Annotated in this window: 17 protein-coding genes and 1 pseudogene; 7 read left to right on the plus strand and 11 right to left on the minus strand. The window is 65.9% G+C overall.

What is annotated here, in order from left to right:
• Window positions 1–153 precede the first annotated feature (153 nt).
• The gene (locus tag ACHMWQ_RS11060; protein WP_396307495.1) at window positions 154–1959 is read right to left on the minus strand and encodes an ABC-F family ATP-binding cassette domain-containing protein; all 1806 of its coding nucleotides are present in this window, start codon (window positions 1957–1959) and stop codon (window positions 154–156) included.
• Window positions 1960–2156: 197 nt separating this feature from the next.
• On the opposite strand from ACHMWQ_RS11060, the gene ACHMWQ_RS11065 reads away from it, so the two are divergent.
• Together ACHMWQ_RS11065 and ACHMWQ_RS11070 are read left to right on the plus strand one after the other, a co-directional pair.
• The gene (locus ACHMWQ_RS11065; protein ID WP_354551519.1) at window positions 2157–2675 is read left to right on the plus strand and encodes a sigma-70 family RNA polymerase sigma factor; all 519 of its coding nucleotides are present in this window, start codon (window positions 2157–2159) and stop codon (window positions 2673–2675) included.
• Window positions 2665–3351 carry an anti-sigma factor domain-containing protein gene (locus tag ACHMWQ_RS11070; protein WP_354548058.1) on the plus strand — a complete coding sequence of 229 codons (687 nt, stop codon included), beginning with the start codon at window positions 2665–2667 and terminating at the stop codon, window positions 3349–3351. Before ACHMWQ_RS11065 ends, ACHMWQ_RS11070 begins: the two co-directional genes overlap by 11 nt.
• Before the next feature lie 35 nt (window positions 3352–3386).
• Here the strand turns inward: ACHMWQ_RS11070 and ACHMWQ_RS11075 are convergent, their stop codons facing one another.
• Window positions 3387–4565, minus strand: coding sequence for an aminotransferase (locus ACHMWQ_RS11075; RefSeq protein WP_396307496.1), 1179 nt, complete (start codon window positions 4563–4565; stop codon window positions 3387–3389).
• Between the two features lie 444 nt (window positions 4566–5009).
• On the opposite strand from ACHMWQ_RS11075, the gene ACHMWQ_RS11080 reads away from it, so the two are divergent.
• A complete protein-coding gene (locus ACHMWQ_RS11080; protein WP_354551521.1) occupies window positions 5010–5510 on the plus strand; it encodes a fasciclin domain-containing protein in 501 nt (166 codons plus the stop codon).
• A 383-nt stretch (window positions 5511–5893) separates the two neighbouring features.
• Here ACHMWQ_RS11080 and ACHMWQ_RS11085 read toward each other — a convergent pair whose 3' ends face one another.
• Window positions 5894–6301, minus strand: coding sequence for a DUF4332 domain-containing protein (locus ACHMWQ_RS11085; protein WP_354548061.1), 408 nt, complete (start codon window positions 6299–6301; stop codon window positions 5894–5896).
• A 195-nt stretch (window positions 6302–6496) separates the two neighbouring features.
• Here ACHMWQ_RS11085 and ACHMWQ_RS11090 point away from each other — a divergent pair, with 195 nt between their 5' ends.
• A complete protein-coding gene (locus ACHMWQ_RS11090; protein ID WP_396309428.1) occupies window positions 6497–8062 on the plus strand; it encodes a helicase HerA-like C-terminal domain-containing protein in 1566 nt (521 codons plus the stop codon).
• Between the two features lie 82 nt (window positions 8063–8144).
• Here ACHMWQ_RS11090 and gstA read toward each other — a convergent pair whose 3' ends face one another.
• Window positions 8145–8753: a glutathione transferase GstA gene (gene gstA, locus ACHMWQ_RS11095; protein ID WP_396307497.1), complete on the minus strand. Its 609-nt coding sequence runs from the start codon at window positions 8751–8753 to the stop codon at window positions 8145–8147.
• A 215-nt stretch (window positions 8754–8968) separates the two neighbouring features.
• Here gstA and ACHMWQ_RS11100 point away from each other — a divergent pair, with 215 nt between their 5' ends.
• A complete protein-coding gene (locus ACHMWQ_RS11100) occupies window positions 8969–10366 on the plus strand; it encodes a M20/M25/M40 family metallo-hydrolase (protein WP_396307498.1) in 1398 nt (465 codons plus the stop codon).
• Window positions 10363–10941 carry a TIGR00730 family Rossman fold protein gene (locus tag ACHMWQ_RS11105; protein WP_354548065.1) on the plus strand — a complete coding sequence of 193 codons (579 nt, stop codon included), beginning with the start codon at window positions 10363–10365 and terminating at the stop codon, window positions 10939–10941. The genes ACHMWQ_RS11100 and ACHMWQ_RS11105 overlap by 4 nt, the downstream gene beginning before the upstream one ends.
• Before the next feature lie 10 nt (window positions 10942–10951).
• Here the strand turns inward: ACHMWQ_RS11105 and ACHMWQ_RS11110 are convergent, their stop codons facing one another.
• From ACHMWQ_RS11110 to ACHMWQ_RS11125, 4 genes are all read right to left on the minus strand, one after another.
• Window positions 10952–12175 (minus strand): RNA polymerase sigma factor, encoded by a 1224-nt coding sequence (locus ACHMWQ_RS11110; RefSeq protein ID WP_396307499.1) that lies wholly within the window; start codon window positions 12173–12175, stop codon window positions 10952–10954.
• A gap of 28 nt (window positions 12176–12203) precedes the next feature.
• Complete coding sequence (locus ACHMWQ_RS11115) at window positions 12204–12557, minus strand: YciI family protein (RefSeq protein WP_396307500.1); 354 nt, start codon at window positions 12555–12557, stop codon at window positions 12204–12206.
• 145 nt (window positions 12558–12702) lie between these two features.
• Entirely contained in the window at window positions 12703–13638 is a 936-nt protein-coding gene (locus tag ACHMWQ_RS11120) for a c-type cytochrome (protein WP_396307501.1), read from the minus strand.
• Window positions 13639–13640: 2 nt separating this feature from the next.
• Entirely contained in the window at window positions 13641–14084 is a 444-nt protein-coding gene (locus ACHMWQ_RS11125) for a cytochrome c (RefSeq protein WP_354548070.1), read from the minus strand.
• A gap of 297 nt (window positions 14085–14381) precedes the next feature.
• Here ACHMWQ_RS11125 and ACHMWQ_RS11130 point away from each other — a divergent pair, with 297 nt between their 5' ends.
• Window positions 14382–14981: a superoxide dismutase gene (locus ACHMWQ_RS11130; RefSeq protein ID WP_354548071.1), complete on the plus strand. Its 600-nt coding sequence runs from the start codon at window positions 14382–14384 to the stop codon at window positions 14979–14981.
• Window positions 14982–15060: 79 nt separating this feature from the next.
• Here ACHMWQ_RS11130 and ACHMWQ_RS11135 read toward each other — a convergent pair whose 3' ends face one another.
• From ACHMWQ_RS11135 to msrB, 3 genes and pseudogenes are all read right to left on the minus strand, one after another.
• Complete coding sequence (locus ACHMWQ_RS11135; protein ID WP_354548072.1) at window positions 15061–15408, minus strand: hypothetical protein; 348 nt, start codon at window positions 15406–15408, stop codon at window positions 15061–15063.
• An 83-nt stretch (window positions 15409–15491) separates the two neighbouring features.
• Window positions 15492–17582, minus strand: coding sequence for a S9 family peptidase (locus ACHMWQ_RS11140; RefSeq protein WP_396307502.1), 2091 nt, complete (start codon window positions 17580–17582; stop codon window positions 15492–15494).
• Between the two features lie 183 nt (window positions 17583–17765).
• A pseudogene (msrB, locus tag ACHMWQ_RS11145) lies at window positions 17766–18201 on the minus strand (peptide-methionine (R)-S-oxide reductase MsrB).
• Between the last annotated feature and the right edge of the window lie 117 nt (window positions 18202–18318).

The raw sequence follows: 18318 nt of genomic DNA on the forward strand, positions 1-18318 counted from the left end.
CCTCACCCCGACCCTCTCCCGCAAGCGGGCGAGGGGGCTCGACGAGCCCGGTCGATCCATGGACTCGCGAGGCTGCGAGCGCACCGGCCAAAAGCCCTCGCCCGCTTGCGGGAGAGGGTTGGGTGAGGGGCTTAGTTAAGCTAATAGGCGAGCCTAGCCCGCCAGTTCCTCGCGCAGCATTTCCAGCGTCAGCCATTCTTCCTCGGCGGCGTCGCGCTCATGCTGGGCGGCGGCGAGGCGGGCGTTGGCCGTGTCGAACGCCTTGCGGTCGACAGCGAACAGGTTTGGCTTGGCGAGCGTCGCCTCCAGCTTGTGAATCTCGGCAGTCAGCGCCTCGATCTTCGCCGGCAGCGTCTCCAGCGCGTGCTTCTGCTTGAAAGAGAGCTTGCTCTTCGAGGGCGGCGCCTTGTCGGCGGCGACCTTTTTCTCGTCCTTGCGCTCGGCCTTGTTGATCGCGCGGGCCGGGGCTGCCGCGCCGCGCTGGATCAGCATGTCGGAATAGCCGCCGGCATAATCCGTCCAGCGGCCATCGCCTTCCGCCACGATCACGGACGTCGCGACACGGTCGAGGAAGTCGCGATCATGGCTTACGAGCAGGATGGTGCCGGGATAATCGTCGAGCAGCTCTTCGAGCAGGTCGAGCGTCTCGAGGTCGAGATCGTTGGTCGGTTCGTCGAGCACGAGCAGGTTGGACGGCCGCGCCAGCGCGCGCGCCAGCATCAGCCGGCCGCGCTCGCCGCCGGATAGAGCGGTGATCGGGGCACGGGCCTGTTCGGGCGTGAACAGGAAGTCCTTCATGTAGCCGATGACGTGGCGCGATTCGCCATTGACCATGACGCTGTCGCCGCGGCCTTCGGTCAGCGCGTCGGCGAGGCGCAGGCTCGGATCCAGGCTTTCGCGGCGCTGGTCGAGCGTCACCATCTGCAGATTGGTGCCGAGCTTGATGATGCCGCTGTCGGGCTGCAGCACGCCGGTCAGCAGGTTGAGCAGCGTAGTCTTGCCCGCGCCATTGGCGCCGACCAGGCCGATCCGGTCGCCGCGCTGGATGCGGGTGGAAAAATCCTGGACGATCGCCCGGTCGCCGAACGATTTCGACACGCCGATCGCTTCGACCACGGCCTTGCCGGAGACATTGCCTTCGCTGGCCTGAAGGTTGACGCTGCCGACGGCGCGGCGCTGGTCGCGGCGCTCCTGGCGCAGGCCTTCGAGCTTGCGCAGGCGGCCCATATTGCGCTTGCGCCGCGCGGTGACGCCGTAGCGCACCCAGTCGATTTCCTGGCTGATCTTGCGGTCGAGGCGTTCGCGCTCCTTTTCCTCTTCGTGCAGGACGTTGTCGCGCCATTCCTCGAAGGCGGTAAAGCCCTGTTCGAGCCGTCTCGTCGTGCCGCGGTCGAGCCACAGCGTCGCCTTGGAAAGGCGCTCCAGGAATCGGCGATCATGGCTGATGAGGACGAGCGCCGAGCGCATCGACTTCAGTGTCTCTTCCAGCCATTCGATCGCCGGCAGGTCCAGATGGTTGGTCGGCTCGTCGAGCAGCAGCACGTCGGGCTCCGGCGCGATGGCGCGGGCCAGCGCCGCGCGGCGCGCCTCGCCGCCCGAAAGCGTGTTCGGCGCCTCGTTGCCGGTCAGGCCGAGCGATTCCATCAGCATGGTGGCGCGGTATGGGTCGTCGCCCGGTCCGAGGCCGGCCTCGACATAGGCGCGCACGGTGGCGAAGGCGGAAAGATCCGGCTCCTGCGGCAGGTAGCGCAGCGTTGCGCCGGGCTGCACGAAGCGCGTTCCCGCATCCGCCTCGACGGTGCCGGCGGCGATCTTCAGCAGCGTCGACTTGCCGGATCCATTGCGGCCGACAAAGCACAGCCTTTCGCCGGCCGAGACCGAAAGCGTGGCGTTTTCGATGAGCGGACGGCCGCCAAAGGTGAGGCGGATGTCCTGGAGGAGAAGCAGAGGAGGAGCCATTCGACGGGATGTAGCGATGCGCGAGGGCGGTAGCAAGGCGGATCGCGCAGGCGGGCGCAGAACAGGCGCGATCTGGCGCGGCGAGCCCATGGCAGGGCGCGAGAGTTTGGCCTAAGCTTCCCATCCGGTCGTCGGGCGCGGGGAGGTTGAGTTTGGTCTATCAAGGTTCCGATGGGGTCGCCGAATTGGTTGCCTTGATGCGGGACGTCGCCTCGCGCGACGAAACCGCGTTCAAAAGGCTCTATGATCGTACTTCCGCGAAACTATTCGCCGTGGTCCGCCGTATTGCCGTTAGTGAAGCAGCTGCCGAGGAGGCGCTGCAGGAGGCATGGGTCCGGATCTGGAATCATGCCGACAGGTTTGATCCGGCAATGGCGTCCCCGATCACGTGGATGACGACGATCGCCCGTCACGCGGCGATCGACGCTGTACGCAAAGGGTCGGAGCGCGTTTCGAAGACGACGGTCGTCATCGACGAGGAACTGGCGGAAAAGCTGCCAGCCCCCGGCTCGACGACGGACGGCCTGACCGGGCCGCAATTGCGGCGCTGCCTGGAAGGGCTGGAGCCCGACCGGCGCGGCATGGTGCTCCTGGCCTATAGCTATGGCTACAGCCGGGAGGAGTTGTCGCGGCGCTTCGACAAGCCCGTCGCGACGGTGAAGACGATATTGCGGCGAAGCCTGATCGCCTTGAAGGAGTGCCTCGGTGGCCGATGACGACGAAATGGAGGGCCTGGCCGGCGAATATGTGCTCGGCACGCTCGATCGGCCCGAGCGGGACGCGGTAGAGACGCGCGCCGCCAGCGATCCGGCCCTTCGCGCCGCGATCGGCGGCTGGGCGGGCCGGCTGCAGCCTCTGGCCGACCTTGCCGGCGAACAGGCGCCGCCCGAAGGCCTCTGGGCCAGCATCCTTTCCCAGATCCGCGCCGTCGGCAGCGGCGGCGCGCGCGTGCTTCTGCTGGAGCGTACCGTGCGACGGCTGCGGATCGCGACCGGCATCTTCGGCGCCGCGGCCGCCGTGCTCGCGGTCGTCGTGGCCAGCGACCGGCTCGTGCCGCCGCCGCCCGCCGCGAACTATGTCGCGGTCCTCGGCGGGGAGGGCGGCAAGCCGGCCTTCGTCGCTTCCGTCGATACCAATGCCGGCACGATAAGGTTGCGCCGGGTCGGCGATGCGCCGCCGCCGGACAAGAGCTTCGAGCTCTGGCAGGTTCCGGCCGAAGGCCCCACCGTCTCGATGGGCGTAGCCGACAACCTCAGCGACCTGAAGTCGATGAATGTCTCGCTGAAGCCGGGCGAGAAGCTGGCGATCTCGGTCGAGCCCAAGGGCGGTTCGCCGACCGGCCAGGCGACCGGACCGGTGGTCTATATCGGCGACCTGCTGCCGGCCGAGTAAGACGACAACTCTCCCTGGAGATACCGAGGCGGTGGCTAGGCCACCGCCTTTACTTTTTTGTCGATCCAGTTCCCCAGCCGCTCGAGCGCCGCGTCGAGGATCGAATCCTGCTTCGAGAAGCAGAAGCGCACGAAGGTCTTGGGCGCATCGCCGACATAGAAGGCCGAGACGGGCACCGCCGTGACGCCCGCTTCCACCGTCATGCGCTGGCAGATCTCGACATCGCTGCCGCCAAGCCCGAGCGGAGCGGTATCGGCGGTGACGAAATAGGTGCCGCCGCAGGGCACGACCTCGAAGCCGAGCCGCTCCAGCCCGGAGGCGAGCCGGTCGCGCTTCTTGGCGAGGTCTCCGGCCAGACCGGCATAATAAGCGTCTTCCTTGGCCAGTCCGAACGCGACCGCCGACTGCAGCGCCGCCGGCGTTGTGAATGTCGTGAACTGGTGCGCCTTGGCGATCGGATCGAGCAGGCGCGGCGTCGCCGTCACATAGCCGACCTTCCAGCCGGTCAGTGAAAAGGTCTTGCCGGCCGAACCGATGCGCACGGTGCGCTCGCGCATGCCGGGCAGCGTCATCAGCGGAATATGGGCGCGGTCGTCGAAGATGATGTGCTCATAGACTTCGTCGCAGATCGCATAGGCGTCGAAGCGCACGCAGAGTTCGGCGATCCCGTTTAGCTCTTCGCGGGTGAACACCTTGGCGGCCGGGTTCATCGGATTGTTGAGCAGCACCGCCTTGGTCTTGTCCGAGAAGGCGGCGGCGAGTTCGTCGAGGTCGAGCTTCCAGAGCGGCGGCGTCACGCGCACCATCTTCGGAATGCCGCCCGCGCGCCGCACCAAGGGCACGTAGCAGTCATAGAGCGGCTCGATCATGACGACTTCGTCGCCGGGCTCGATCAGCGACGTGAACACGTCGGAGAGCGCCTCGGTCGCGCCGGAGGTCACAAGGACCTCGGTCTTCCAATCGATGTCGAGATCGTAAAAGCGCTTGTTGGCGCTGGCCACAGCCTGGCGAAGCGCCGGCAGGCCCATCATCGGCGGATACTGGTTGGGCCCGGCGATCAGGGCCTCGGCCGCCATCCGGCGCACGTCCTCCGGACCGTCGACATCGGGAAACCCCTGGCCGAGATTGATCGAGCCGTGCTCGATGGCAAGCCGCGACATCACCTCGAAGATGGTGGTCGGAAGGCCAGTATAGACGGGATTGGTCGGTTTCATCAGCAGCTCCACTCGGCGCGCGGGAGATTATGGCGCGCACCCCGCCCGTGCAAGCAATCGCATGCCTTCGATACACCGGGTCGCAGGCGGTTTTTGCCATCGGGGCATCCCGGAGATCGCCGCGTGCAATTTTTATGAGGTGGGCTGAAACCGTTTGGATCTACCTCCGTATAAGGTAGCAGAAGGACGTTTCGGACCCGATCAAGAAAATCGCGGAATTGGATACGGATGAAGATCGCATTTTGAAGATTCGATTTCCGTCAACGCTATATCCTTGCCTGAATACAGATTTTATTGACTGGTTCGATACGTGACTTCGGAAGTTCAACGTGGATCAACGGACGGGAAAGACCCGACGTTATAGGAGGAAGTCCAATGTCTCATTTTGCCAATTTCGTTCGTGTCGCTGCTGTCGCTACCCTGGCTCTCGGCGGCGTCGCCACCATGGCTGCTCCCAGCTTTGCCAAGACCGTGATGGTCGGCGGCGCGCCGATGTATCCCAACAAGAACATCGTCGAGAACGCGGTCAATTCGAAGGACCACACCACGCTGGTCGCCGCCGTCAAGGCAGCCGGCCTGGTCGACACGCTGTCCGGCCCGGGCCCGTTCACCGTCTTCGCGCCCACCAATGAAGCTTTCGCCAAGCTGCCGGCCGGCACGGTCGACACGCTGCTGAAGCCCGCCAACAAGGGCCAGCTGACCTCCGTGCTGACCTATCATGTCGTCCCCGGCAAGATCTCCGCCGCCGACATCATGAAGGCCGCCAAGAAGATGAATGGCATGGCCGAATACAAGACCGTGCAGGGCGAGACGCTCAAGATCCAGGTCGACGGCAAGAAGGTCTGGGTCATCGATTCCAAGGGCAACAAGGCTCGCGTGACCATCGCTGACGTCAACCAGTCGAACGGCGTGATCCACGTCATCAACGCGGTCCTGCTTCCGTAATCGAAACGGACACTCTGAGTTCGGAACCCGGCCGCGAGGCCGGGTTCTTTTTGGCTCCGGTGCGGCGGAATTCGCGCCGCTTGAGATAAAACGGATGGCTGCTGAAACCTTTCCGGCGCCCGCTCCGTACATGGAGGACAAGTTGGTGTTCCTGCCCCTGCCTCCTGGCACGTTCACCAACTCCCTGCGCGCCGCATCGCCTCCGCGATCTGCGCACTGGCACCGTTCCGGAGGCCGCCCCGCCCACTGGAACGGTGCCGGACTTCTCCCGTCTTTTGAGTTGGACTGGACGCGCATCGACGGTCGCGCGACGACGTTCGCCTTCCGGCGCGAACCATCCGGGCGAGTGCGTTGCCCGGACTTGGGCTCGGGCTTTATCGACCTCAGTAGGTGAGCATCGGCGGCAGGTTTTTCGCCTGCTCGATCCAGGTCTCGACGATCTTCTCCGAAGGCAACTGGCGCACCAGCTTCTTGGTGGCGTTGATCTCGGCCATCTTGGCCGCGAGATTGTCCGCCCGCCGGGTCTTCAGTTCCTTGACCGTATCGACGCCCGCCGCCTCGAGCAGCTCGGAATATTCCTCCGCCACGCCCTTGATGCGCATCAGGTCGGCCATGTTGGCCCATTTCAGGATCTTGTCTTCGCCGAGCCCCGACGTCGCGGCAAGCGCCTTGCGCCCCTTGGGGTCCTTCGCCTGCTCAAGAAGAGCGCCGGTCGTGCGGACACCCGCGGCAATCAGCTTTTCTGCGAAGACAGCGCCGATGCCTTCGATATCCTTGATGGGGTAAGACATTCCCGAACTCTCCTGAGCGAATCCCAAGTGTTAGAAGTCTAGACTTGGATGTTCGCCTGTGTGTTGCGGGATGGCAAGTCGTCTCGTCACGCGGGTGGCGCGACGGTAGATTGCGCGGACCGAATTGGGTTCTATAAGGTCGCCATAGCCCTTCGATCCTCGAAGCGGCGGCGCCAGAGGAATGTGTCGATGCCGATGCTGGAAGCGGACAAGATCTATCTCGGGACGAGCGACAAGCCGGAATATCTCTTGCTCGGCCTCGCCAACCGGCATGGACTGGTCACGGGCGCCACCGGCACCGGCAAGACGGTGACGCTGCAGGTGATGGCGCAGGGCTTTTCCGATGCTGGCGTGCCGGTTTTCTGCGCCGACGTGAAGGGCGACCTCTCCGGCATCGCCGAGCCGGGCGAGGCAAAGGACTTTCTCACCAAGCGCGCCGAGGAGATCGGCTTCGCGCCGGAATACAAGTTCAGCGCCTGCCCGACGGTCTTCTGGGACCTGTTCGGCCAGCAGGGCCACCCGATCCGCACCACGGTGAGCGAGATGGGGCCGCTGCTGCTCGCGCGGCTGATGAACCTGAACGATACGCAGGAAGGCGTCCTGACCATCGCCTTCCGTGTCGCCGACGAGGAAGGGCTGCTGCTGCTCGACCTCAAGGACCTGCGCGCCATGCTCGGCTTCATGGCCGAGAATGCCGATCGCATCCAGGCCAAATACGGCAATGTCACTAAGGCCTCGGTCGGCGCGATCCAGCGCCAGTTGCTGGTGCTGGAAAACCAGGGCGGTGACGCCTTCTTCGGCGAGCCGGCGCTCGCGATCGCCGACCTGATGCGCACGACCACGGATGGCCGCGGCATGGTCAACGTGCTCGCCGCCGACAAGCTGATGAACTCGCCGCGCCTCTACGCGACCTTCCTGCTCTGGCTACTGTCGGAATTGTTCGAGGTGCTTCCCGAGGTCGGCGACCCGGCCAAGCCGCGCCTGGTGTTCTTCTTCGACGAGGCGCATCTGCTGTTCGACGAGGCGCCCAAGGCCCTGCTCGACAAGGTCGAGCAGGTGGTCAAGCTGATCCGCTCGAAGGGCGTCGGCGTCTATTTCGTGACCCAGAACCCGCTCGACGTGCCGGACAGCGTGCTGTCGCAGCTCGGCAACCGCGTCCAGCATGCGCTGCGCGCCTACACGCCGCGCGACCAGAAGGCGGTGAAGGTCGCCGCCGACACCTTCCGGCCCAATCCCGCCTTCAAGACGATGGACGTCATCACCCAGCTCGGCGTTGGAGAGGCGCTGGTCTCGACGCTGGAGCCGAAGGGCGTTCCGAGCATTGTCGCGCGCACCTTCATCCGCCCGCCGTCGTCGCGCATCGGCCCGGTGACGGAGGCCGAGCGCCGCCAGATCATCGCCACCAGCCCGATCGGCATCGCCTATGACAGGACGGTCGATCGCGAGTCGGCCTATGAGATCCTGGGCCGCCAGGCCGCCGCCAACGCACCGGCGGAATCCGATGCGGCCGCGGCGCCGGCGTCGGCCAGCGGCTTCGACATTGGCGGCATTCTCGGCTCGCTGCTCGGCACTGACAAGAAGCGTGGCGAGCGCTTCACGGCGACCCAGCGCGTGGCGCGCGAAGTGACGCGCACCGTCACCAACCGCGTTGCGGGCGACGTCGCGGCCAATATCGGCAAGAGCGTTGCCGGCTCGATCGGCGGCTCCGTTGGCCGCTCGATCGTGCGCGGCGTCCTGGGCAGCATTCTTCGCCCGCGCTGACGCGTTCCGGCCCAAGACAGCACAAAAAAATCCCCGGCGCCGAAACGCCGGGGATTTTTCACTTGCAGACCGATAGGCCGGATCAGGCGGCGGCGAGCAGGCCTTCGGCCTGGAGCGCTTCCTTGACCGCCGGACGGGCAGCGACGCGGTCGAAATAGGCGTCGAGCTTGGAGCCAACGTCGAACTTGAAGCCCTTGGCCCAGCGCAGCACCGTGAACAGGTAGCCGTCGGCGACGCTGAACTTGTCGCCCATGAGATAGGGCTTATCGCCGAGCGCGTCGGTCAGGAAGGCGAAGCGCAGCGACAGGCGGTCCTTGAAGCTTTGCTTGGCGTCATCCTTGAGCGACGGATTGAACAGGGGGCTGAAGCCCTTGTGCAGCTCGGTCGAGATGAAGGCGAGCCAATCCATCAGCTGATAGCGCTCGGCCGAGCCGAAGGCCGGAGCGAGGCCGCTTTCGGGCGCCATGTCGGCGATCATCTGCACGATCACCGGGCCCTCGGTGACGACGTGGCCGTTGTCGAGCTCCAGGGCGGGCACATAGCCCTTCGGATTGATCGCCTTGAAGTCCGCGCCGCTCTCGGTCGCCTTGGCGCGCAGATCCACCCTTTCCATCGTGAAGGGCAGACCGGCTTCGCGCAGGGCGATATGGGGCGACAGCGAGCAGGCGCCCGGAGCGTAGAAGAGCTTCATTCATCACATCCTAGATTGGGACCGGAACAGACGGCCGGGGAATGGTTTGGCGTCAGTGGTTGGTTTGTAAGGTGGGCATTCTACCAATGCCTTACAATGCGGCGAATTGTGGTGGGAGGGGCGACAAGCGCTTGCCTTTTCTTTTTCCGGCCGCGAGCGTATCAGAGCCGCTTACAGCGCGTGCCTGCGCGCGCTCATTGCCCTGGAGCCCGCCCGTGTCCGATCGCCTCGCCGACGTTCTCGCCCATATCGATGCCGATATCGAAAACAGCCTCGAGCGGCTGTTCAAGCTGATCCGCATCGAGAGCATCTCGACCGATCCGGCCTATGCGGGCGCCTGCCGCGAGGCGGCCGAGATGATCGCCGCCGATCTCGCCTCGATCGGCTTCGACGCCAGCACGCGTCCGACCCCCGGCCACCCGATGGTTGTCGCCCATCAGGATGGCGCCAAGGGGCCCCGCGCGCTGTTCTACGGCCATTACGACGTGCAGCCCGTCGATCCGGTCGAGCTGTGGGATACCGCCCCGTTCGAGCCCAAGATCGTCACGGCCGCCGACGGCACCAAGCAGATCGTCGCCCGCGGCAGCTCGGACGACAAGGGTCAGCTGATGACCTTCATCGAGGCGTTCCGCGCCTGGAAAGCGGTCACCGGCTCGCTGCCGATTCCCGTCTCGATCCTGCTGGAAGGCGAGGAAGAATCGGGCGGCCCCAGCCTCGTGCCGTTCATGCAGGCCAACAAGGACGAGTTCGCCGCCGATTTCGCGTTCATCTGCGACACGAACATGTGGGACCGTCAGACGCCGGCCGTGACGACCATGCTGCGCGGCCTGGTCGGCGAGGAGATCACCATCACCGCCGCCTCGCGCGACCTCCATTCGGGCATGTATGGCGGCGCCGCGCGCAACCCGATCCACGTCCTCGTCTCGATCCTCGACGGCCTGCGCGACGAGACCGGCCGGGTCACCCTGCCGGGCTTCTATGACGGCGTCGGCGAGATCCCCGACAGCATCCTCCAGCAGTGGCAGTCGCTCGGCTTCGATCCCGATCAGTTCCTGGGCGAGGTCGGCCTGTCGATCCCGGCCGGCGAGGAAGATCGCAGCGTGCTGGAGAAGATCTGGGCGCGGCCGACCTGCGAGGTCAACGGCATTTCGGGCGGCTATACCGGCAAGGGCTTCAAGACGGTGATCCCCTCGCAGGCCTTCGCCAAGGTGTCGTTCCGTCTGGTCGACAAGCAGGATCCGGAAAAGATCCGTGCCGCCTTCCGCGCTTATGTCGAGTCGAAGCTGCCGGCCGATTGCACGGTCGAGTTCGCCCGGCATGGCGGCTCGCCCGGCATCCGGCTCTCGGCCGAGAATCCGGCGCTGGTGAAGACCCGTGCCGCCCTGACGGACGAATGGGGCCATGATTGCGTCGTGGTCGGCTCGGGCGGCTCGATCCCGGTCGCGGGCGACTTCAAGACCGTGCTCGGGCTCGATGCACTGATGGTCGGCTTCGCGCAGGAGAACGACCGCATCCATTCGCCGAACGAGAAATACGACCTCACCAGCTTCCATGGCGGCATCCGCTCCTGGGCGCGGATCCTGTCGGCGCTGTCCGAGGAGGGCGCGCAGTGAAGATCTGCGTTTTCTGCGGTTCGAGCTCCGGTTTCCGGCCCGATTATCGCGACGCGGCGGTGGCGCTTGGACGCGCCATAGCCGATCGCGGCGCCTCGCTTGTTTATGGCGGCTCAAAAGTCGGCCTGATGGGCGCGGTCGCCGATGCCGCGCTGGCGGCGGGCGGCGAGGTGATCGGCGTCATTCCCGAGGCGCTGCGCGACAAGGAAATCGCCCACCCGCATCTCACCAAGCTGCATGTCGTCGGCTCGATGCATGAGCGCAAGCAGATGATGGCCGATCTCTCTACCGGCTTCGTGGCGCTGCCGGGCGGGCTCGGCACGCTGGAGGAGCTGTTCGAGATCTGGACCTGGGCCCAGCTCGGCTATCACAAGAAGCCGGTCGGCCTGCTGGATGTCGCGAACTTCTACGAGAAGCTCGACGCCTTCCTCGACCACACGGTCGAGGCCGGTTTCGTGCGTGCCGAACACCGCGACATGCTGATCGTCGACGACAATCCGGTCACGCTGCTCGATCGCTACGAGAACTACCAGCCGGTGGCGCTCGCCAAGTGGATCGGCCCGACCGAGCGCTGAGGCCCCGGCTTCAGGACAGAAGCCGGGCGCGCCGTTCGGTCAGATAGGATCGAACGGCGGCATCCGTCGCGAGCGCGATGGCACGGTCATAGGCCTCGATTGCCCCGCCGCGCGCGTTCGCCCGGGCCAGCAGGTCGGCGCGAACCGCCCAAAAGGGCTGGTAGGCTTCAACCCTGCCGCTGTCGAGTTCTGCCAGGCATCGAAGCCCGGCCTCGACACCATGCGCCTCCGCCATCGCTGCGGCCCGGCCAACGGCCACCCCCAGTCGCGGCGACGTGCGATGGAGCCGGTCATAGAGGCCTGCGATGGTGGAGCGATCCGGCTCGCCGGTCAGTCTGCGGCCGGCATGGGCGGACTGGATCGCCGCTTCCAGCTGGTATCGCCCCGGCCGTCCGAGCGCTCCGGCGCGCGCCAGCGTTGCCTCTGCCTCGGCCAGCCTGGCGTGCGACCAGAGCGACGGATCCTGCTCTGAAAGGGGCACATAGGCGCCGTCCGTCCCCCGCCGCGCCGGCGAGCGCGCCTCCAGATGCAGCATCAGGGCGAGCAGGCCCAACGCTTCCGGCTCCTGCGGCATCAGCTCGACCAGGGTCCGGCCCAGCCAGATCGCCTCGGCCGCGAGGTCATGCTGCTGGCTGTCATCCGTCGGGCTGTCCCAGCCATGGCCATAGGCGGCATAGATGGCGTCGAGCACAGGATGCAGCCGGCCGGCGAGTTCGCGCCGGTCCGGCAATTCGAAGCCGATGCCGGCGTCGCGGATCTTGATCGTGGCGCGCGTCAGCCGGCGCCCCATCGCGTCCGGCGACACGACGAAGGCGGCGGCGATGCGCGCCGCGTTGAGCCCGAGCACGCTCTGCAGCATCAGCGCGGCGTGGATGACGGGATCGACCGCCGGATGGGCGCAGACGAAAAGCAGTTTCAGCCGCTCGTCGGGAAAGTTCGGCGCCGCCAGATCGATCTCGCCGGCGATATCGGTCAGTAGCGCGAGCGAGCGCGACAACGCTTCATCGGTCGTTGCGCGTCGCGCGCGGTCGATCGACCGGCGCCGTGCAACGGCAAGCAGCCACGCCTCGGGACGATCCGGGATGCCCCGATCCGGCCATTGCTCCAAGGCGGCGAGGATCGCATCGGCAAGCGCGTCCTCGGCCGCCCCGATATCGCGCCCCCGCGCGGAGAGGATGGCGACGAGCCGGCCGTAGCTCTCGCGAACCGCCTGCTCGACCCGACCTCCCGCCATCGATATGCCCTCCGACGCGAGTGGTTCGTTACATCGTGGTCAGCGTCGGGCGGATCTCCACACCGCCATATGGCGCGCAGGGCGCCTTCGCGGCCCAGGCGATGGCCGCGTCCAGATCGTCGACTTCGATGATGAAGAATCCGCCCAACTGCTCCTTGGCATCGGCAAACGGCCCGTCCTGGACCTGGTGCTGCCCGTCGCGGATGCGCAGGGATGTCGCCGTTTCCGGGCCGAGCAGACCCTCGCCGCCGCGAACGATGCCGGAAGCGCTGATATCCTCGACATAGGCCTTCCACGCGCCCCAATAGGCGACGGTCTCGGGGTCGTGTTCGCGGGTCGTGAACTGCTGGCTGTTTTCGTAGAAGAGCAGGGCGTATTGCATGGAAATCTCGGCTGCGGTTCGAGAGGCGGGACCATTCCCGGCCTTCACGACCATGTCGCGGTGCGCCCCGTCATTCGGACAGGGCCGGGAAAATAAACTTCCGCGATCTCGCAGCGCGACATGGGCCACGTCAAGCCGAAGGTCCTCAGGGCGTGGGCGCGGCCGCCGCTGCAACCGCCGCCGGCGGCACCTGCTTCAGATAATCGCCGATCGCCTGGCGGTCCTCGGCCGTCAGCTTGGCCATATTGCGGACGACCTCGGCCATCGTGCCGCCGAGGGAATCGAAGTCCGGCGTGAATCCCGTGTCGAGCGCGTTGGCGATGTCGTCGGCGCTCCAGTCGGAAAGGCCGCCGGGGCCCGAGGTGATGTTGGGCACTTTGCCCTTGCCGGAAGGGTCGGGCGCCCCGGCGAGCGCGCGGCTCATGTCCAGCCCGCCCAGCGCCGTGCGCGGCGTGTGGCATTCGTTGCAGTGGCCCGGCCCCTCGACCAGATAGGCGCCGTGATTGACGGCCTCGCTCTTGGCCGGGTCCGGCGTGAAGGTCTTGCCGTCGAGATAGAGCAGCTTCCACAGCCCGATGCCGCGGCGGATCGAGAAGGGGAAGGGCAGGTCGTGCGGCTGGTTGGCCGTCGCTTCCGCCGGCAGCGTGTCGAGATAGGCCTTGAGATCCAGGAGATCCGGCACCGTCATCCGCTGATAGGAGGTGTAGGGGAAGGCCGGGTAGAGGTGCGACCCATCCGGCGCCATGCCGCGCTTCATGGCGTTGACGAAGTCGAGCGCGCTCCAGTTGCCAATGCCATGCGTCTTGTCCGGCGAGATGTTGGGCGCGTGGAAGGTGCCGAAGGGAGAGGCTATCGCCACGCCGCCGGTGAGCTTCAGCAGGTCGTCGCCGCTGGCGCCCGGGGCGGCATGGCAGGAGGCGCAACCGCCGGCCCAGAACAGCCTTTCGCCCTTGGCCGCGTCGCCCGGCTTGTCGGGCAGAACGGCGGCATCGAGCGGCTGCGGCGCCGTCAGGAACCAGAAAACCGCCGCAGCCAGGGCTGCGACGGCGACGACGGCAAGGGTGGCGGTACGGATCCGCACGGTCAGGATTTCTTGATGCGGAACTTCTCGTGGCAGCTCTGGCAGCTGGCGCCGACTTCTCCGGCCGAGGCCTTGATGGCGTCGAGACCGCCCGATGCGGCGGCGGCGCCCGCGGTGGCGGCGGCGCCCATCTTGGCGGCGAGGGCTTCAAACCCTGCCTTGTCCTGCCAGATGGCGGGCGAGGCCGTGGTCTTGCCCTGGTCCGACCCTTCGGGGAACAGGGTCGGGAAGGTCTTGATGTCAGCGGCGATCTTCTCGAACGCCGCCTTGGCGGCCGCCGCGTCGTAGGGGGTCTTTCCCTGCACCATCTGGAAGATCGTCTTGGCGGCGCCGGCATTGTCCTTCATCAGCGCCTGGCGCTGGGCGATGACGTCGTCGGCGCCATGGGCGAGGCCCGCGGCTCCCAGCGTCAGGGCCAGTCCGGCCAGTATGATCTTGAATCGCATCGACAATCCTCCGTTGTGGTGTTCGGAATCGTTCTAACTGTCACGATGAACGATGACAGGGGCAAGTCGGAAGGGGTCGCGGTCACGCAAATATGATCGCCTTTCCCGCCCGGCCGCGCCGCGCGCAATGCGGCCCGGAGCGCGGATCGGAAACCGCATACCTTTGATTGTGCATCCGGACGGAGACGAGTTGCCGGACGACCCGGCGCTGCCTATGTTGCGTTCGGAACCTTTCCCGCCGGGGCGCCGTTTTCGGACGAGCCCCAAACCCACCGACATGGTCGATAGGAGTCTCCCATGGCTTTCGAACTTCCGCCGCTGCCTTATGATTACGAGGCGCTCGGTCCCTTCATGTCGAAGGAAACTCTCGAGTACCATCACGACAAGCATCACCAGGCTTATGTGACCAACGGCAACAACCTGCTGAAGGACTCGGGTCTCGAGGGCAAGAGCCTGGAAGAGATCGTCAAGGAGAGCTACGGCAAGAACGCCGGCCTCTTCAACAATGCCGGCCAGCACTACAACCATCTCCATTTCTGGAACTGGATGAAGAAGGACGGCGGCGGCAAGAAGCTTCCGGGCAAGCTGCAGGCGGCATTCGATTCCGACCTTGGCGGCTACGACAAGTTCCGCACCGATTTCATCGCCGCCGGCACGACGCAGTTCGGCTCCGGCTGGGCCTGGGTTGAAGTCAAGGACGGCAAGCTCGCCATCTCCAAGACCCCGAACGGCGAGAACCCGCTGATCCACGGCGCGAAGCCGATCCTCGGCGTCGACGTCTGGGAGCATTCCTATTACATCGACTACCGCAACGCCCGCCCGAAGTATCTCGAGGCGTTCGTCGACAGCCTGATCAACTGGGACTACGTCCTGGAGCAATACGAGAAGGCCGTCTGATCCCACGGATCGACGTCGAATACGGAAACCCCGGCCTTGCGCCGGGGTTTTTCGTTTGTGGGAGTGGCTACTCTCGGTCTCAGAAGCGAGCCGGCAGGCCCTGGGCGCAGCGGGTGAAGTTCATCAGGCGCGGCCATTCCGTCTGGGTGTTGTAGAGCCAGCGCTTGCATTCCTGCTGGGTGCGGAAGCAGCCGACACCCCAGGCCGGCTCCAGGCCGCGATCCCAGACATCCGGCTTCGAGCCGGAGAAGCGCGAGAACCAGACTTTTCGCGGCCCGAGCGAAGCGGCCAGTCCCTTGCAGTCGCCCTGTGAGACGTTCTGCCCGTAGCTGAGGCCGAAAAACACTTGCGCGCTGGCCGGCAGGGGCGCCGTCAGCGCGCCCGCCAGTGCCGATGCAGCCAGAACCGTGGCGGCCAATCGTTTCATCGCGGTGCCCTCGATGGATCCGTAGGGATTAAGGTGCGGCAGCGCCCGCTGAAGTCAAGCGCCGCCGCTAGTCTTGCGAAGGATCAGCCGTTGCCGATGATCTTGCTGGCGACGACCTTGATGGCGAAGGCGGTCGAGAAGGCCGTCTCCTTCAGCCGGTCGAACCGGCCGGAGGCGCCGCCATGGCCCGCATCCATGTTGGTCTTGAGCAGCAGCAGATCGTCGCCGGCCTTGGTCTCGCGCAGCCTGGCGACCCACTTGGCCGGTTCCCAATAGGTGACGCGCGGGTCGGTCAGGCCGCCGATCGCCAGGATCGGCGGATAGGCGTGGGCGCCGACATTGTCATAGGGCGAGTAAGCGGCGATCACGGCGAAATCCTCGGCGCTCTCGATCGGATTGCCCCATTCCGGCCATTCCGGGGGGGTGAGCGGCAGCGTGTCGTCCAGCATGGTGTTGAGCACGTCGACGAAGGGGACTTCGGCGATGATGCCACCGAACAGGTCCGGCTCCATGTTGGCGACGGCGCCCATCAGCATGCCGCCGGCCGAGCCACCCCAGGCGACGATCTTGCCGCGCGCGGTGAAGCCCTGCTGCGCCAGATACTCGCCGGCCGTGATGAAATCGGTGAACGTGTTCATCTTCTTCTCGCGCCGGCCATCCGCATACCAGCGGAAGCCCTTGTCCTTGCCGCCGCGGATATGGGCGATGGCGTAGACGAAGCCGCGATCGACCAGCGACAGCCGCGAGATCGAGAAGGAGGCGGGAATGGTGATGCCATAGGCGCCATAGCCGTAGAGCAGGCAGGGCGCGCTGCCGTCGAGCGGCGTGTCCTTGTGGTAGAGCAGCGACACCGGGACGGTCTCGCCGTCCGCCGCCTTGGCGAAGACGCGGCGCGTCACATAGTCGGCCGGGTTGTGGCCGGAGGGGATTTCCTCCTCCTTGCGCAGCGTCCGTTCGCGGGTGGCCATGTCGTAATCATAGACGCGCGACGGCGTCGTCATCGACGAATAGGTGAAGCGCAGGATCGAGGTATCGAACTCGTAGCCGTCGCCCATGCCGAGCGAATAGGCTTCCTCGTCGAACGCGATCGCATGCTCTTCGCCGCTGGCGAGCGCACGGACGACGATGCGCGGCAGGCCGCCAGCCCGCTCCAGCCGGACCATGTAGTCTTGGTAGACCGTCATGCCGAGGATCAGCGTGCCGGGATTATGCGGAACGAGATCGACCCAGTTCTCGCGGCCGGGCGAGGCCACAGGCGCGGTGACGATCTTATAGTCCTCGGCGCCGCCGGCATTGGTCAGAATGTAGAGCGTGTCGCCATTGTGATCGACGGAATATTCCTCCGCCGTGACCCGCTCGGCGACCAGCCGGTGGGCGCCGGTCGGATCTTCCGCGTCGAGCAGATGGACTTCCGACGTCTCGTGGTCATGGCTGTCGATCAGGATGTAGCGCGACGACTGGGTCTGGCCGACGCCCAGGAAGAAGCCCGGATCCTTTTCCTCGAACACCAGCACGTCCTCGGACTGCGGCGTGCCGACGATGTGGCGATAGATCCGGCAGGGGCGATGGTTGTCGTCGAGCACGGTGTAGAACAGCGTGTTGCTGTCCGCTGCCCAAACGCCCCCACCGGTCGTCGCCTCGATGGCGTCGGAGAGATCCGCGCCGCTTTCGATGTCGCGCACATGCAGCGTGTAATATTCCGAGCCCTTGTCGTCATAGGCAAAGGCGAGGCGCTTGTGGTCGGGGCTGTGATCGGCGCTGCCGAGTCGGAAGTAGGCGCGGCCGGACGCCATCTGGTTGCCGTCGAGCAGGATCGTCTCCGGCCCGCTGCCGTCCCGCGCGGTCCGCACCACCAGCGGCTGTTCGGCCCCTTCGGTAAAGCGCATGGCATAGGCGAAGTCGCCATCGGGCGAGGGGACGGAGGAATCGTCTTCCTTGATGCGGGCGCGCATCTCGGCGAACAGCTCCGCCTGCAGGCCGGCGGTGTCTTCCATCTGGCTGGCGGTGTAGGCGTTCTCATGCTCCAGATAGGCGCGGATATCGGGCGCAAGCACGCTCGGGTCGCGCATAACCTCCTGCCAGTTGTCGGCACGAAGCCAGGCATAGTCATCGGAGATGGCGACGCCGTGGACGGTGGAGGTCACAGGCTTCTTGGCGGCGAGCGGCGGGTTCACGAGGGAGGGTGCTCCGGGAAGGGGTGGTTCGGCCAAACCTCGGCTTGGCCTGGGGTCTTGCGTTCTTCGAGACGGCCGGCGGCCGTCTCGGCATGATGGGTGCCAATTATGGCACAAACGCTCCGCCAGGGTGAGGCGCCCGCCGGGCGGGCTCCCCGAATTTCTGGAGGCGGGGTGCTGCGACTATTCCTGGCCGTCGTCCGGCTTCAGCTTCAGAGCCGTGCCGTTGGTGCAATAGCGCAAGCCGGTCGGGTTGGGGCCATCGGGAAACAGATGGCCGAGATGCGAACTCGCAGCTGGCGCAGACGATCTCGGTCCGCACCATGCCATGCGAGCGATCCGTGACCTCGCCCACCGCCGTATCGTCGACGGCGGCGAAGAAGCTCGGCCAGCCGCTGCCCGATTCATACTTGGTCTCGGAGCGGAAGAGCGGCGCACCGCAGGCAACGCAGGTATATGTCCCGGCGCGCTTCTCATGCAGGTACGGACCCGTGCCGGGGCGCTCGGTCGCCTGCTGGCGGGTGACGGCATATTGCTCGGGCGTCAGTTCTGCCCGCCACTCGGCATCCGTCTTTTCGATCTTCTTGATGGCGGTGTCGGGGCGATCGGTGGTGGACATGAACGCTCCTTTCGATCTGCGGTCGGGGCGGCCGGCAGATGGCAATCGGGTGAAACACAAAGCTGAGCCCTCTAGATAGGCAATCGGCGCCAATTCACAATCGGTTCCGTTCACGTT

Source organism: Kaistia sp. UC242_56 (assembly GCF_044452255.1).
GTDB lineage: Bacteria > Pseudomonadota > Alphaproteobacteria > Rhizobiales > Kaistiaceae > Kaistia > Kaistia defluvii_A.

Excerpts from the sequence above, each read along its gene's own strand:
- ACHMWQ_RS11060 (WP_396307495.1), bottom strand. The coding sequence starts at position 1,959 with ATGGCTCCTCCTCTGCTTCTCCTCCAGGACATCCGCCTCACCTTTGGC.
- ACHMWQ_RS11065 (WP_354551519.1), top strand. The coding sequence starts at position 2,157 with ATGCGGGACGTCGCCTCGCGCGACGAAACCGCGTTCAAAAGGCTCTAT.
- ACHMWQ_RS11075 (WP_396307496.1), bottom strand. The coding sequence starts at position 4,565 with ATGAAACCGACCAATCCCGTCTATACTGGCCTTCCGACCACCATCTTC.
- ACHMWQ_RS11080 (WP_354551521.1), top strand. The coding sequence starts at position 5,010 with ATGGCTGCTCCCAGCTTTGCCAAGACCGTGATGGTCGGCGGCGCGCCG.
- ACHMWQ_RS11085 (WP_354548061.1), bottom strand. The coding sequence starts at position 6,301 with ATGTCTTACCCCATCAAGGATATCGAAGGCATCGGCGCTGTCTTCGCA.
- ACHMWQ_RS11090 (WP_396309428.1), top strand. The coding sequence starts at position 6,497 with ATGCTGGAAGCGGACAAGATCTATCTCGGGACGAGCGACAAGCCGGAA.
- gstA (WP_396307497.1), bottom strand. The coding sequence starts at position 8,753 with ATGAAGCTCTTCTACGCTCCGGGCGCCTGCTCGCTGTCGCCCCATATC.
- ACHMWQ_RS11110 (WP_396307499.1), bottom strand. The coding sequence starts at position 12,175 with ATGGCGGGAGGTCGGGTCGAGCAGGCGGTTCGCGAGAGCTACGGCCGG.
- ACHMWQ_RS11115 (WP_396307500.1), bottom strand. The coding sequence starts at position 12,557 with ATGCAATACGCCCTGCTCTTCTACGAAAACAGCCAGCAGTTCACGACC.
- ACHMWQ_RS11125 (WP_354548070.1), bottom strand. The coding sequence starts at position 14,084 with ATGCGATTCAAGATCATACTGGCCGGACTGGCCCTGACGCTGGGAGCC.
- ACHMWQ_RS11130 (WP_354548071.1), top strand. The coding sequence starts at position 14,382 with ATGGCTTTCGAACTTCCGCCGCTGCCTTATGATTACGAGGCGCTCGGT.
- ACHMWQ_RS11135 (WP_354548072.1), bottom strand. The coding sequence starts at position 15,408 with ATGAAACGATTGGCCGCCACGGTTCTGGCTGCATCGGCACTGGCGGGC.